The organism is Achromobacter sp. GbtcB20 (genome assembly GCF_019091095.1).
In the GTDB taxonomy this organism is placed as follows: domain Bacteria; phylum Pseudomonadota; class Gammaproteobacteria; order Burkholderiales; family Burkholderiaceae_B; genus Achromobacter; species Achromobacter mucicolens.
In genome coordinates, this window is the sequence record NZ_JAGXJZ010000003.1 from 304,276 (window position 1) to 318,853 (window position 14,578).

The window sequence follows — 14,578 nt, forward strand, 5'->3', positions numbered from 1 at the left end:
TCAGCTCTCCCGCGCCGCGCGGGCGGTCTCGGGCAGGCCGGCCGGCGCTGCCCGCTGTGCCTCTGCCTTGTTCTGCGCTTGCTGCGCATGCCGGTAGCGGCCGTCGCCCGCCGCCAGCAGGCCGCCCAGCGCCATCAGGATGCAGCCGGTCCAGATCCAGGTCATGAAGGGCTTGACCTGGATGCGCACGGTCCAGGCGTTGCCGGCCACCGGTTCGCCCAGCGCCACGAAGAGGTCGCGGGTAAAGCCGCTGTCGATGTCGGCCTGGCTGAGCGCCATGTCCTGCACGGTGTAATGGCGCTTTTCGGGATACAGCGTCACCACCGGCTTGCCGTCCCGCACGACGTGGAATACCGCGCGTTGCGCGGTGTAGTTGGGGCCGGTGGCCGGGCCGATGCCGGCAAACGTGAACTGGTAGCCGCCGGCTTCCTGCGTGGCGCCCACGTCCACGCGCAGTTCGCGCTTGTCCTCGTAGCCGTTGGCAAGCGTGACGCCCGCGATGAAGATGCCCACGCCCACGTGCGCCAGCAGCATCCCGTACCAGGCGCGCGGCTGGCGCGTAAGCCGCCGCAGCACCTCGCCGTCGCCATCCATCAGGCGCTGGCGCGCGTGTGCCGCGGCGCTGGCGACGGACCAGGCGGCAAGCCACAGGCCCAGCACGATCATCGGCGAACCGAAGCGTGACGGCCCGGGCATTGCCAGCGGCACCAGCACCGCCGTCAGCACGCTGACCACGAAGGCCACGCGCAGGCGTTTGCCCAGCTCGGGCACCTCGGCCTGTTTCCAGCGCGCGACGGGTCCGACCCCCATCAGGAAGATCGCGGGTGTCATCAGCGGCACGAACACGGCTTCGAAGTAGGGCGGCCCGATGGAGATCTTGCCCCACTCCATCACGTCCAGCACGACAGGGTACAGCGTGCCCAGCAGCACCGAGCCCGCCGCGACCGTCAGCACCACGTTGTTGGACAGCAGCAGCGATTCACGCGACAGCAGCGAAAAGCCGCCGCCCAGCCCGACGGTGGGCGCGCGCCAGGCATACAAGGCAAGCGAGCCGCCCACGATCAGCGTCATGAACGCGAGGATGTACAGGCCCCGGCCCGGGTCCACCGCAAACGCGTGGACCGACGTCAGCACACCCGAACGGACCAGGAACGTGCCCAGGATGCTGAGCGAAAACGTGCAGATGGCCAGCAGCACGGTCCAGCTTCGGAACGCGCCGCGCCGCTCGGTCACGATCAGCGAATGGATGAGTGCGGTGCCCGCCAGCCAAGGCATGAACGACGCGTTCTCGACCGGATCCCAGAACCACCAGCCGCCCCAGCCGAGCACGTAGTAGGCCCACGCGCTGCCCAGCAGGATGCCGATGGTCAGGAACGTCCACGCGGCCAGCGTCCACGGCCGCACCCAGCGCGCCCACATCGCGTCCAGCTCGCCCGACAGAAGCGCCGCAATCGCAAAGGCGAACGCCACCGAGAAGCCCACGTAGCCCATGTACAGCATGGGCGGGTGCACGATCATGCCGGGATCCTGCAGCAGCGGGTTCAGGTCGCGGCCCGCCATGGCGGGCGGGATCAGGCGCTCGAACGGATTGGACAGGAACAGCATGAACAGCAGGAAACCCACGCTGATCCAGCCCATCACCGCCAGCACGCGGCCGACGAAGGGCAAGGGCAGCCGCTTGCTGCATAGCGCCACCGCCAGCGTCCACGCGGTCAGCAGATACAGCCACAGCAGCAGCGACCCTTCGTGTCCGCCCCACACCGCCGCGAAGCGGTAGCCGGCCGGCAGGTCGGCGTGGGAATTCGCAGCCACATACAGCACCGAAAAATCGTTGTTCACGAACGACCACGCCAGGCAGGCGAAGGCCAGCGTCGTCAGGCCGAACTGGCCGATGGCGGCGGGCCGGGCCACACGCAACCCGGCCTGCCAGCCGGTGGCCGCGCCGATGAGCGGCAGGGTGCCTTGCGCCACCGCGACCAGCAACGCGAGGATCAGGCAGAAAAGACCGATTTCGGGGATCATCGCGCCTCCGCCTGAAGGGCCGGGGCGTAGCCCGATGCCGGTACGCCAGCCGCACCCTGCGCGCGCTGCTCCGCCTTCTTGATCGCGTCGGCGGCTTCGGGCGGCATGTAGTTTTCGTCGTGCTTGGCCAGCACCTCGGTCGCGCGGAACACGCCATCTGCGCCCATCTTGCCGGCCACGACCACGCCCTTGCCCTCGCGGAACAGGTCGGGCAGGAGGCCCTGGTAAGTGACAGGCACGGCGTGGGCGGTGTCCGTCACCGCAAATCGCAACGTCAGGCCGTCGGCGTCGCGGCGCAGCGAGCCTTGTTCTACCAGACCGCCCACGCGGAAGCTGCCGCTGGCGGGCGCCTCGTGCGCCACCACCTGCGTCGGGCTGAAGAAGAACACCAGGTTCGATTGCAGCGCGTTGAGCACCAGCGCGGTGGCCAGGCCCAACAGGCCAAGGCCGCCCACGATGGCGAGCGCGCGGCGTTTGCGTGGGGTCATCGGCGCGGCCCCCCGGGGCGGCGCGCGCGGCGTGCGCGCCGCCACAGCGCCAGCACTTCCCACGCCATCAGCGCGATCGTGACGCCATAGGCGCCCATCAGATAGGGCCCGTGGCCCTGCAGCGAAAAAAACGTATCCCAGTTCATGGCGCCTCCGAACGCGTGCCGCGGCGCTCGCCGGAAGACACTGCGCCGTCCGGCGAACCGGCAGCCAGCACGGCACCCGATAGCACGGCGCCCGGCTCGCGCTCTGCAATGATCCCGCGCACCCGCGCCAGCGCGACCGCCGCGCTGTACAGCCAGAAGGCCGCCACCATCAGCAGCATGGCGGTCACCATGACGCGCGCCATGCTGGGGGCCGACGTCAGGTTGATCGAGGCGCCCTGGTGCAGCGTGCTCCACCATTGCACCGAGAAATAGATGATCGGCACGTTCACCACGCCCGCCAGCAGCAGGATGGCGCCGCCGCGGTCCGCGCGCTGCGTGTCGTCGGTGGCGGCCTGCAGGGCCATGAAGCCCAGGTACAGGAACAGCAGGATCAGCTCGGACGTGAGCCGGGCGTCCCAGACCCACCACGTGCCCCAGGTCGGCTTGCCCCACAGCGCGCCGGTCCACAGCGTCAGGAAGGTAAAGAGCGCGCCCGTGGGCGCCAGCGCGCGCATCATCATGAACGACAGACGCGTATTGAAGATGAGGCCCAGCGCCGCATACCCCGCCATCACCAGATACAGGAACATCGACATCCAGGCCGCGGCCACGTGGATGAAGAGAATGCGGTAGACCTCGCCCTGCTGGCTGTCGATGGGCGCCACCACGAGGCCCGTGTACAGGCCGGCCGCGGCAAGCAGGGCGGCGCCCGCCGCGAAGAACGGAATCATCCGCCCGGCCAGCGGATAGAACAGCGCGGGTGACGCATAGCGCAGCCAGCTAGACCGCGCGGCGGCGGGGCGGGGAGCGTCGAAGGTGGAGGGATTGTGCATGGATAACCTCAGTCCAGCGCCACGCGCAGCGCCGCCGATGCGCCCCAGGGGCAGAGCAGGATAGCCAGGCAAAGGCCCGCGCCCAGCAGCGACAGCTGCGGCCCCGCGCCCAGCCCGGCGTGCGTGGCCGACACGGCGCCCGCGCCAAAGATCAGCACCGGCACATACAGCGGCAGCACCAGGAGCGGCAGCAGCGCGCCGCCGCGCAGTCCCAGCGTCAGCGCCGCGCCCAGGCCACCCACCAGCGCCAGCGTCGGCGTGCCCAGCAGCAGGGACAGCACCAGGATGCCGATGGCGTGCGGCGGCAGGCCGAATTGCAACGCCAGCACCGGGCTGGCAAGAATCAGCGGCACGCAGGTGCTGAACCAATGCGCGCCCAGCTTCACGCCCACCAGCATGGGCAGCGGATGCGGCGACACCAGCAGCTGCTCCAGCGCGCCGTTGTCGTAGTCCTGCGCAAACGGGCGATTGAGGCTGAGCAGGATGCCCAAAAGCGCGCAGACCCACAGCACGCCGGGCCCGATGGCCAGGAGCAGCACGGGATCGGGCCCCACCGCCAGCGGGAACAGCGACCCCGTGACGATGAAGAACAGCGTCGCGCCCAGCGTGTCGGCCGGTCGACGCCAGGCCAGCCGGACTTCACGCAGCGCCAACTGAGACAACGTTGCCAGCATCCGCGTAGTCATCCATGTTCAGGGTTTGGGTGTGTTTGGCAGGGGTTGCCGGGCCGCGATGCGAGGCGACGACGGCCGCGCCGCCCGCCGCCAGATGGGCGGCAAGCGCCGCGCCCAACTGGTCCAGGCTGGCCGCGTCCAGGCCGGCGTCGGGTTCGTCCAGCAGCCACAGCGGCTTGGCGCCCAGCACCACGCCGGCCAGCGCCAGCCGGCGGCCCTGGCCTTGCGACAGGCGGGCAGCCGGCGTGTGCAGGCAGCCGCCCAGCCGCCACGTCTGCAGGCAGGCGGCGATCGCGCCGTCGCCATGCGGCGTGCCGGCCACGTGCAGCGCGCAGCGCAGGTTTTCCAGCGCGGTCAGGTCGCCCGACAGGCCATTGCCGTGTCCCAGGTAGGCCGTGCGCGCAAAGTGCGCCGCCGGATCGCGGCGGATATCGCCGTCCCGGCCGGTGATGGCGCCGTCCAGCGGCCGCAATAGGCCCGCCAGCATCCGCAGCAGACTGGTCTTGCCGCTGCCGTTGGCGCCCTGCACATGCAGAAGCTGACCGGCATACAAGTCGAAATCCAGCGGCGCGGACCCTTCGGGCGCGCCGCGCCGGCTGACCAGGCCGCGCGCGCTCAGCATCGGCAGCGGCGCGTCAGCGGGCCGCATTGGCGACCTCTTTGGACGCCCTGGCCGGCGGCGTCGCTTCAGAGGTCTGGCCAGGCGGTATGTGCGGCAGCGTGTGGGCGATACCCTTGTGGCAGTCGATGCAGGTCTTGGACTTGTCGGCCAGGTAGGTCGAGTGCATGTTCTGCGCGCGCACGCTCTGGCGGGTGAAATCCATGTACTCGTAGTTGTGGCAGTTGCGGCATTCCAGCGAATCGTTGGCCTTGAAACGCGCCCACTCGTGCTGCGCCAGCTCCAGCCGCTTGTCCACGAACTTCTCGCGCGTGTCGATGGTGCCGAAGATCTTGCCCCAGACTTCCTTGGACGCCTGCATCTTGCGGGCGATCTTGTCGGTCCAGTTGTGCGGCACGTGGCAGTCCGAGCACAGCGCCCGCACGCCCGAGCGGTTGGTGAAGTGGATCGTGCCTTTCAGTTCCGCGTACACGTTGTCGCGCATTTCATGGCAGCCGGTGCAGAACTTCTCGGTGTTCGTCAGCTCCATGGCGGTGTTGAACGCGCCCCAGAACAGGATGCCGCCGATGAATCCGCCCACGGTCAGAAAGCCCAGGCTGAAGTGCACGCTGGGCCGGCGGATGATGTTCCAGTAACGCTTGATGAGCTTGACCATGACGGACTCCTGTCCCTTACTTCTTGTCGGACGCCGGGGCGGTCAGGCGCTTGAGAATTACGTCGATGTCCTGGTAGTCATTGGCCACGAGCGGCTTGGCTTCAGCCTGGGGCACATGGCATTGCACGCAGAAATAACGCCGCGGCGACACCTCCGCCAGCACGTTGCTGTCGCGGTCCATGTAGTGCGTGACGCTTAGCGGCGGGGCCTGCGTCTCTTCGGTGTTCACGCGTGCGTGGCACGTCAGGCAGCGGTTGAAATTCTTGTCGATCTGGTAGCCGTCGATCTTGTGCGGAATGGTGGGCGGCTGCATCGAATACGTGCGCATCCGCTTGATGTCCTTGTTCTCGATGGGACTGATGAGCGGCGGATCCGTCTCGTCGGCGACCGGTGTGGGGCCGCGCATCGGGTCCACCACCTCGAAAGGGGGGGCGGCCCAGGCCGCTGACCCGAGCAGGACACAGAGCGCGATGGCGGTGACGCGATTCTTCATGGCTGTCTCCCGGGGCTCAGACCTTGACGATCTTCACGGCGCATTTCTTGAAATCGGTCTGGAACGAGATCGGATCGGTGGCGTCCAGCGTGACCTTGTTGATGAGCTGCCCTGCATCGAACCACGGCACGAAGACCAGCCCGCGCGGCGGCTTGTCGCGGCCGCGGGTTTCCACCCGCGTGCGCATCCGTCCGCGCCGCGAGACGACCTCGACTTCCACGCCGCGCCGCAGTCCCATGGCCTGCGCGTCGTCCGGGTGCATGAAGCACACCGCGTTGGGAAATGCCTTGTACAGCTCGGGTACGCGTCTTGTCATCGACCCCGAGTGCCAGTGTTCAAGCACGCGTCCGGTGGACAGCCAGAACGGATATTCCTCGTCCGGCATCTCCGGAGGCGGCTCGTAGGGCAGGGCGTAGATGATGGCGCGTCCGTCCGGATGACCATAGAACTCGAAGCCCGCGCCCGCCTTCACGTAGGGGTCGCTGCCTTCGCGGTAGCGCCACAGCGTCTCCTTGCCGTTGACCACCGGCCAGCGCAGGCCGCGGACCTCGTGGTAAGTGTCGAACGGCGCGAGATCGTGGCCGTGGCCCCGGCCGAATTCGGCGTACTCCTCAAACAGACCTTTTTGCACGTAAAAGCCGAAGGCCTTCGCCTCCTGGTTCTCGTATTCCGCGCTGAGTTCGGTATTGGGGAACTTGTTGACCTTGCCGTTGGCAAACAGCACGTCGAACAAGGTCTTGCCCCGGTACTCCGGCATCTTGGCCAGCAGGTCGGCGGGCCAGACTTCCTCGACCTTGAAGCGCTTGGAAAACTCCATCAGTTGCCAGAGATCGGAGCGGGCGTCGCCTGGCGCGTTGACCAGCTGGTGCCAGAATTGCGTGCGGCGTTCGGCGTTGCCGTACGCGCCTTCCTTTTCCACCCACATGGCGGCCGGCAGGATCAGGTCGGCGGAAATGGTCGTGACCGTGGGGTAGGCATCCGACACCACGATGAAGTTTTCGGGGTTGCGATAACCGGGCAACCCCTCGTTCATCAGGTTGGCGCCCGCCTGCATGTTGTTGTTGACCATCACCCAGTAGGCGTTGATCTTGCCGTCCTTGAGCATCCGATTCTGCAACACCGCGTGCGCGCCGACCTTGTCGGGGATGGTGCCCGCGGGCAGCTTCCAGATTTCTTCCGCATGCGCCCGGTGCTTGGGATTGGTGACCACCAGATCGGCGGGCAGGCGGTGCGAGAACGTGCCGACCTCTCGCGCCGTGCCGCAGGCGGACGGCTGGCCCGTCAACGAGAAGGGGCTGTTGCCAGGCGTGGAAATCTTGCCCGTCAGCAGATGGATGTTGTAGACCATGTTATTGGCCCACACGCCCCGGGTGTGCTGATTAAAGCCCATCGTCCAGAACGAGGTGACGCGAATCTTGGGGTCCGCATACAGCTCGGCCAGGTCCTGAAGCTGTTTCTTGGGCACGCCCGTCAGCTTGGCGGTGTAGTCCAGGTCGTACTTGGAGACGAACTTGGCGAACTCGTCGAAGGTGATGGGCTTGGAGCCGCCCGCATTGTTGGCATTCTTGGCCGCCTTCTGCAGCGGATGTTCGGGCCGCAACCCGTAGCCGATATCGGTGTTGCCTTCGTGGAACACCGTATGCTTGTCCACGAATTCGCGGTTCACCCGCTTGGTCTGGATGATGTAGTTGGCGATGTAGTTCAGGATCGCCAGATCGGTCTGGGGCGTGAAGGTGAGCGTCAGGTCGGCCAACTCGTACGAGCGGTGCTCGAACGTGGACAGCACGGCCACCTTGGTCTTGGGCGCCGACAGCCGGCGGTCGGTGACACGCGTCCACAGGATCGGGTGCATCTCCGCCATGTTCGAGCCCCACAGCACGAAGGCGTCGGCGTTCTCGATATCGTCATAGCAGCCCATGGGCTCGTCAGCCCCGAAGGTGCGCATGAAGCCCACCGCCGCGGACGCCATGCAGTGGCGCGCGTTCGGGTCCAGGTTGTTGGTTCGGAAACCCGCCTTCATCAGCTTGAGTGCGGCGTAGCCTTCCCAGACGGTCCATTGGCCTGACCCGAACATGCCCACCGCCTCGGGACCCTTGTCCTTGAGCACCCGCTTGAACTGCTCGGCCATGACATCGAACGCGGTGTCCCAGGACACCGGCGCAAACTCGCCGTCCTTGGCGTACTTGCCATCCTTCATGCGCAACAGCGGCGTGGTCAGCCGGTCGTTGCCGTACATGATCTTGGAAAGGAAATAGCCCTTTACGCAATTGAGGCCTTTGTTGACCTCGGCGTTGAAGTCGCCGTGGGTGGCGACAACCTGGTTGTCCTTGACCGCCACGTTCACGCCGCAGCCGGTCCCGCAGAATCGACAGGGCGCCTTGGACCACTTCAGCTTGGCCGCTTCCGATTCGGTCACGATGTTCTGCGTGTAGCCGACGATGGGAATGCCCGCCACCGTGGCGGCCGCGGCAACAGCGGATTGCTTGATGAATTCCCTACGGGCGATGGCCATCGTCAATCTCCTGATTCATCGCGTCCAGCGTGTCGGCGGCCTGATAGACCAGGGCGGACGCCAGCACGCCATCCAGGCGCTGGATCGTGGAGATCTGCGCCATCATGTCGTCAGTGGAAGAGGCTTCCAGGGTGACCACCAGCTTGCCGGTCTCGGAAGCGCCGTGGATTTCCGCGCCCGCGATATCCAGGATCGCCGCACGCACGTCCGAGAGCCGGCGAGGGGCGGCATGCACCACCATGCTGGCGATATGCAGCTCGGGCGGCGCGCTACAGGAAGCGGGGGCCGGCTGACGATTGGGAAGAGGGGGGCGGAAGCTTTGCATCAGCTTCCCGGGGGGCCTGCAAACATCTGGTAGATCCAGACCGCAAAACCGTACCCGGCCACGATGACTACTGCCAGCACCGGAGCCATGACTGCCGCCAGGAACAGGAAACTTCGGAATTCCTGGGCTTTTGTGTAGCCATCGGATTCGTCTTGCACACACCACCTCGCTGCAAAAACTTGTAGGGTTATTGCGTCAAACGTACTGATGCGAAAGTTTGTAGCAGATGAGTTTGCGCCGCGTCAATGTTGCAACACAGCGAAATATTCGAGAAGGTACCGCGGTCTGTTTACGTTGCGATGACGGCAAAGACAGTCCGTGCAGATGCCAGCGCAGATGTCAGCGGAGCCGCGTGCGGCCACGTGGGCCGACCGCGGCGCCGCCCGCCGCCGCGTCAGGCGACCGCGATGCGGCCCGCCGCCGCGTCAGCCGATCGCGCCGTAAATGCGCCGGGCGTCCGCCGCCGTCGCCAGCGGCCGGCCCAATGCCTGCGCGCCTTGCGCGGCCTGCGCCACCAATGCCGCGTTGTCCGGGGCGATCGTCCCGTCGCGCAGCTTCAGGTTGTTCTCAAACCCCACGCGCATGTGGCCGCCAAACGCGGCAGCCGTCGTGACGCAGGCGTTTTCCTCGGGGCCAAAGGCGCAGATGGCCCACGGCAGCGAATGATCGTAGGCGGCCAGAAAGGGCAGCAGGTCGTACGCCGACGACGTCTGCCCGGCGCTGTAGCGCCCCAGCACAAACAGCACCGACCACGCGCCGGGCGGCACCAGCTCGCGCGCGCGCAGCGACAGCCAGCGGCGCACGTCGGCCTCGTCGTACAGGATGATCTGCGTCATGATGCGGCGCTCGGCCAGCCAAGCCAGGAAGGCGGCCAGTTCCGCTTCGGAAATGCCCGGCACGGCGATTTCGCGCAGGCCGATGGAGACGGCCTCAGGCTGCAATTCGCGCACCATCGCGATCTGTTCCGCGGCCTGGTACACACCCGCCGCTTCGCTGGTCACCTGCACCAGCAGTTCGTCGCCGACTGCCTTGTGCACCGCGGCAAGCGCGTCGCGATAGGCCTGGGCATCCAGCAGGTGGCTGCCGTCGGGTTTGCGCACGTGCATGTGCATCATGGCGGCGCCGGCGTCCAGGCAGGCCCGGGCCTCGCTGGCCAGGGCCTGCGCGGTCAACGGCACGGCCGGGTGGTCGGCGGCCTTCTTGTAGGCGCCGTTGGGCGCGACGGTAATGATGACGGGCGAGTCGGCCAGCGCGGCGCGCGGCAGGGCGGGGGCCGGGGCGCTCATGGCTGGATCTCCGGCAGTTCGGGAGCGATCAGGTCCAGGCCCGCGCGCAGCAGCCTGTCGTAGCGCGCGCGTTCGGCGGCAATGGTCTCGGGCGTCCAGACATGGAAGCCTTCGCCGGCCTTCATGCCGTGGCGCCCGTCGGCGGCGCGTTCGGTCAGGCAGCGCGCCGGGTGGTCGGCGTTGCAGAAGGTGGGATACATCGTGGCGCCGGCCGCCGCGTGAACGTCGATACCGGCGTGGTCGCGCTGCATGACGGGGCCCGCCGCCAGGAACCGGAAGCCGAAGCCGAAGCGCACGGCGGCGTCCACGTCCTCGGGCGACGCGATGCCGCGGTCGATGAGGTCAAAGGCTTCGCGCGACAGGGCGTGCTGCAGGCGGTTGGCCAGAAATCCGGGCAGATCCTGCTTTACCTTGACCGGCACGCTGCCGCAACGCCGCATGAACGCGATCAGCGTGTCGGCGCAGGCCTCGTCGCTGGCCTCGCCCAGCACCACTTCCACCAGCGGAACCAGGTGCGCCGGCATGAAAAAGTGCAGGCCCAGCATGCGGCCACGCGTGTCCAGCCCCTGGCTGATTGCGCTGATCGGAAAGCTGGAACTGTTGCTGGCCAGGATGGCGTCCGGCCGCGTGCGCCGCGCCAGGTCCGCAAACAGGGCCTGCTTGATGTCCAGCCGCTCGGGAATGCACTCGATGACCAGGTCCACCGTGGACCAGTCCACGTCGTCCAGCGACGGCGCGGTGGCCAGCAGCGTGGCGTTCGCCTCGCGCCCGATGACCTTCAGGTTCTCCGCCACCCGCGCCGGCACGCCGGCCGCGCGCTCGGCATTCGATTCGATTACCGTCGTGCGGCACGCCGCGCGCGTCAGCACGACGGCCACATCCGCGCCCATCGTGCCGCCGCCCACCACCACCGCATGCGCCGCGCCCGGATTGGGCAGCGCCTTCGCGTCCTTCTGCATGCTGTTCTCCTGATTCTGGAAACCCGTCTGGAGGCGAGTGTAGAGAAGCGCGGTTGATTGATGAATCAGAATTTTTGAATAGAATGATCGGTCAATCAGATCAATAACGCCCGGGGACAAACCATGCAGATCAATCTCTCGATGCGCGACATCGACACCACGCTGGTGCTGGGCCGCACGCTCAATTTCCGGCAGGCCGCCGGGCAGCTGCATCTGTCGCAGTCGGCGCTATCCACGCAGATCCAGCGGATCGAGGAGGCGCTGGGCGTGCGACTGTTCGACCGCACCACGCGCACCGTGCGGCTGACGGCCGCGGGCGAGGTCTTTCTGCAGCAGGCCGCGACCCTGCAGGCGGCTTTTCGCGACGCGATCGCCGCCGTGAGCGGCATTTCCAGCGCGGAAGAGGGCCAGGTGTCGGTCGCCGCGCTGCCGTCGCTGGCGGCGCGGCTGCTGCCGCGCGTGTTGATGACCTATCGCCAGGCGCACCCGCATGTCGCGCTGAAGGTGCGCGACACGCTGTCCGGCCCGGCCTTCGACCTGGTGCGCGCGGGCGAAGTGGACTTTGCCCTGACCGCCGCCGACCCGCAGCACGCCGACCTGCACTACGTGCCGCTGATGTCCGACAGCTTCATCCTGCTGATCCCCGAGGCGCACCCGCTTGCGCGCGCAAAGGGGCCGCTGCGCTGGGCCGACACGGCCGGTGCGGAGCATGTGTCCATGGTCCACCCGAGCAGCGTGCGCCAATACACGGAATGGGCCTTCCTGCAGAACCGCATCCGCTTTGCGCCCGCCTTCGAGGCCGAACACCTGACCACCATCGTGGCCATGGTGGAATGCGGCTTCGGCGTGGCCGCGCTGCCAGAGATCGCCGCCGGCGCGGTGGCGCAGACCGGCATCGTGCAGCGCCGCCTGACGGCGCCGGTGGCCGAGCGCTCGATTGGGTTGGTGACGGCGCGCAACCGCAGTCTGTCGCCGGCTGCCGTGGCGCTGGTGCAGACGCTTCGGGAGTACGTGGCGGCGCAGCCGCGATGAAAAAAGCCGGCCTCGTTGCGGAGGCCGGCTTTGCGGCAGGCAGCGGATTCGCGGCGCGGGGGCCGCGAATCCTTGCAGGCGTACGGATCAAAAATCAATCTGCGCCGACAACAAGAACGTGCGCGGCGCGGCCACCGTCGCGTACGAGCCGCTGGCCAGCCAGAAGTCCTTGTTGAACAGGTTTTCGATATTTGCGCGGAACACCACGGAGCGGCCCAGGATCTCGGTGTTGTAGCGCGCGCCGATATCGTAGCGGGTCCACGAGGGCAGGGTCAGGGTGTTGGCCGCGTTGAAGTACATCGACGAGGTGTGGATCACGCGGGCGTTCAGGCTCAGGCCGCGCACCCAGGGGGTGTCCCAGTCCACGCCCAGGTTGAAGGTGTTCTTGGGCACGCCGTTGGCTTCGTTGCCGTCGTTCACGCCGCCCGCAGTGCGCTTGAGGGTGGCGTCGTAGAACGTGGCGCTGGCCATCATGCGCAGGCCGGGCATGGCTTCGCCGAAGGCCGACAGTTCCAGGCCGCGGTTGCGCTGTTCGCCGTCGAAGCTGTAGATCCGCGTGTCGGGATCGGTCATCGAGTTCGGGCGCGTGATCTGGAACACCGAGGCGCTGGTGATGATCTTGCCCCAGTCGACCTTCACGCCCGCTTCGTATTGCTTGGATTTGTAGGGCGCAAACACCTGGCCGGCGTTGGCGGCCGTGGCGGGGGCGATGCCGCCGCGGGTCAGGCCGGAGGTGAAGTTGCCATACAGCGAGACGTTGGAAATCGGCTTGAACACGATGCCGGCGACCGGGGAAATCGCGCTTTCGTCATAGGCGTTCAGGCGCGCGCCGGTGGCGGTGGAATAGTTGTCCAGCGCGACGCGCTGGTTGCGCAGGCCGCCGGTGATCAGCAGGGTCTCGTCGGCGAAGGACAGGGTGTCGGTCAGCGTGTAGCTGGTCAACTCGGTCTTGGACGCCTTTTGCGGCGCGCCGCGGTAGGCCGTGACCGGGGGCAGCGGCGCGGGGCGGTAGATGCTGGACGGCACGCCCGGGCCCGAGGACGTGACGTAGGCGTTGCCGGACTCCTGGTCCAGGCGCGTGGCCGACAGGGTGACAGTGTGGCCGACGCCCCAGGTGTCGAAGCGGGCGCGCAGGCCGACGTCGCCCGTCCAGGTGCGCGAATACGAGTCGTAATAGGCGTTGGACACCGTGAAATTGCCCAGCGCATCGGCGGGGCCGGACGGGAAGGTCTGCTCGGCGGTGCCGTAGCGGTAGCCGGTCGCGCCGTAGACCATCAGGTGGTCGTTGATGTCGTACTCGAGGCGGGTGGCCACGGTCGAGTCGTTCAGCTTGAGCTTGGTGCCGGGATAGAAGTTGCGGTGACCGGACGGCGGCGACGGCAGCGACGTCACGTTCGACTGGAAGCCGATCTGGGGACGGAAATTGTCGATGTCTTCGTGCTGCGTGTAGGCGTCCAGCGACCAGCGCAGCTTCGTGCCGCGGTAGTCGAGCGCCAGCGCGCCCACGCCTTGCTCCTGCTTGCCGTCATCGATGTTGGTGTCGCCGTTGCTGTAGACGCCGTTGACGCGGATGCCCCATTCGTTGTTCTCGCCAAAGCGCCGGCCCATGTCGAGCTGGCCGCCCAGTTGCGATTTGCTCTGGTAGGTGGTGGTCAGGCGGGTCAGGGGTTCGTCGCCCGCGCGTTTGGTGACGATGTTGATGCCGCCGCCGATGCTGCCGCTGGGGCCGATGCCGTTCATCAGCGTGCCGGGGCCCTTCAGGACTTCGACGCGCTCCATCATGGCCGCGGGCATGCGGCTGGCGGACGCCAGGCCGTACAGGCCGTTCAGGCCCACGTCGCCTGCCGCGACGGAAAAGCCGCGGATCTGGAATTCGTCGGAGAAGCCGCCGCTGGACGTGGTGGTGCGCACCGAGGACTCGCTGATGACGATGTCGGCCAGCGTGCGGGCCTGCTGGTTCTCGATCATCTGCGCGGTGTAGTTGGTGGTGCTGAACGGCACGTCCATGACGTCGCCCGTGCCCAACACGCCCAGGCCGCCGCCGCGCGCCACCTGGCCGCCCGCGAAGGGCGCGGGCAGGGTGGGATCGGCGGCTGAGGCCGTCACCGTCACGGCGGGCAGTTGCGTTGTGGCGATGCCCGCGCCGGCCGGGCGGTCCAGCACATAGCTGCCATTGGACTGCGGCAGCACGCGGATGCCGGTGCCGGCCAGCAGGGCGTCCAGCCCGCCGCGCACGCCGTAGGCGCCACGCAGTCCGTTGCTTTGCAGGCCAGCCGTCACGTCGGGCCGGAACGACAGCACGATGCCGGCTTCACGCCCGAAGCGGCCCAGCGCGTCCTCAAGCGTCCCCGCGGGAATGTCGTAGCTGCGCGTGGCGGCGGCCTGCGCGTGGGCGGCAGTGGGGACGGCCAGTGCGGGCGTCGCAAGCAGCGTGGCGGTGGCGATGCGGCCCGCCAGGCGCGCCGTGGCTGCGCGGCGCAGGATACGGGAGGACTGGCGCTTGGGCGCCCGGACGTGATTCATGAACTGGCCTT

At 67.6% G+C, this 14,578-nt stretch carries 15 protein-coding genes; 1 reads left to right on the forward strand and 14 read right to left on the reverse strand.

All coding sequences use genetic code 11. The features are described 5' to 3' along the window. The 13 genes from KVT32_RS06655 to KVT32_RS06715 form a co-directional block, all read right to left on the reverse strand. A complete protein-coding gene (locus tag KVT32_RS06655; RefSeq protein ID WP_217617865.1) occupies positions 1–2,022 on the reverse strand; it encodes a heme lyase CcmF/NrfE family subunit in 2,022 nt (673 codons plus the stop codon). Continuing rightward, a complete protein-coding gene (gene ccmE / locus KVT32_RS06660; protein WP_175156742.1) occupies positions 2,019–2,510 on the reverse strand; it encodes a cytochrome c maturation protein CcmE in 492 nt (163 codons plus the stop codon). Before ccmE ends, KVT32_RS06655 begins: the two co-directional genes overlap by 4 nt. Continuing rightward, entirely contained in the window at positions 2,507–2,656 is a 150-nt protein-coding gene (gene ccmD / locus KVT32_RS06665) for a heme exporter protein CcmD (protein WP_056316183.1), read from the reverse strand. The genes ccmE and ccmD overlap by 4 nt, the downstream gene beginning before the upstream one ends. Continuing rightward, positions 2,653–3,489 carry a heme ABC transporter permease CcmC gene (gene ccmC, locus KVT32_RS06670; protein ID WP_254636783.1) on the reverse strand — a complete coding sequence of 279 codons (837 nt, stop codon included), beginning with the start codon at positions 3,487–3,489 and terminating at the stop codon, positions 2,653–2,655. Before ccmC ends, ccmD begins: the two co-directional genes overlap by 4 nt. Positions 3,490–3,497: 8 nt before the next feature. Continuing rightward, positions 3,498–4,163, reverse strand: a complete 666-nt coding sequence (ccmB, locus tag KVT32_RS06675) for a heme exporter protein CcmB (RefSeq protein WP_063954707.1) — start codon at positions 4,161–4,163, stop codon at positions 3,498–3,500. Next, positions 4,129–4,812: a heme ABC exporter ATP-binding protein CcmA gene (gene ccmA, locus KVT32_RS06680; protein ID WP_217617866.1), complete on the reverse strand. Its 684-nt coding sequence runs from the start codon at positions 4,810–4,812 to the stop codon at positions 4,129–4,131. The genes ccmB and ccmA overlap by 35 nt, the downstream gene beginning before the upstream one ends. Then, entirely contained in the window at positions 4,799–5,437 is a 639-nt protein-coding gene (locus KVT32_RS06685) for a cytochrome c3 family protein (RefSeq protein ID WP_152384042.1), read from the reverse strand. The genes ccmA and KVT32_RS06685 overlap by 14 nt, the downstream gene beginning before the upstream one ends. 16 nt (positions 5,438–5,453) lie before the next feature. Further along, complete coding sequence (locus KVT32_RS06690; RefSeq protein WP_152384043.1) at positions 5,454–5,930, reverse strand: nitrate reductase cytochrome c-type subunit; 477 nt, start codon at positions 5,928–5,930, stop codon at positions 5,454–5,456. Between the two features lie 16 nt (positions 5,931–5,946). Then, positions 5,947–8,442: a periplasmic nitrate reductase subunit alpha gene (gene napA / locus KVT32_RS06695; RefSeq protein ID WP_152384044.1), complete on the reverse strand. Its 2,496-nt coding sequence runs from the start codon at positions 8,440–8,442 to the stop codon at positions 5,947–5,949. Beyond that, positions 8,426–8,767, reverse strand: a complete 342-nt coding sequence (locus KVT32_RS06700; RefSeq protein ID WP_180100150.1) for a chaperone NapD — start codon at positions 8,765–8,767, stop codon at positions 8,426–8,428. The genes napA and KVT32_RS06700 overlap by 17 nt, the downstream gene beginning before the upstream one ends. Then, positions 8,767–8,925 carry a periplasmic nitrate reductase, NapE protein gene (napE, locus tag KVT32_RS06705; RefSeq protein WP_056316205.1) on the reverse strand — a complete coding sequence of 53 codons (159 nt, stop codon included), beginning with the start codon at positions 8,923–8,925 and terminating at the stop codon, positions 8,767–8,769. The genes KVT32_RS06700 and napE overlap by 1 nt, the downstream gene beginning before the upstream one ends. A 267-nt stretch (positions 8,926–9,192) precedes the next feature. Next, positions 9,193–10,053, reverse strand: coding sequence for a 3-keto-5-aminohexanoate cleavage protein (locus KVT32_RS06710; protein ID WP_217617867.1), 861 nt, complete (start codon positions 10,051–10,053; stop codon positions 9,193–9,195). Then, on the reverse strand, positions 10,050–11,012 hold the full coding sequence (locus KVT32_RS06715) for a 3-hydroxyacyl-CoA dehydrogenase family protein (RefSeq protein ID WP_217617868.1): 963 nt from the start codon (positions 11,010–11,012) through the stop codon (positions 10,050–10,052). The genes KVT32_RS06710 and KVT32_RS06715 overlap by 4 nt, the downstream gene beginning before the upstream one ends. Positions 11,013–11,135: 123 nt before the next feature. On the opposite strand from KVT32_RS06715, the gene KVT32_RS06720 reads away from it, so the two are divergent. After that, positions 11,136–12,044, forward strand: a complete 909-nt coding sequence (locus tag KVT32_RS06720; RefSeq protein ID WP_062840807.1) for a LysR family transcriptional regulator — start codon at positions 11,136–11,138, stop codon at positions 12,042–12,044. 87 nt (positions 12,045–12,131) lie between these two features. Here the strand turns inward: KVT32_RS06720 and KVT32_RS06725 are convergent, their stop codons facing one another. Then, positions 12,132–14,567, reverse strand: coding sequence for a TonB-dependent receptor (locus KVT32_RS06725; protein WP_217617869.1), 2,436 nt, complete (start codon positions 14,565–14,567; stop codon positions 12,132–12,134). Positions 14,568–14,578 lie beyond the last annotated feature (11 nt).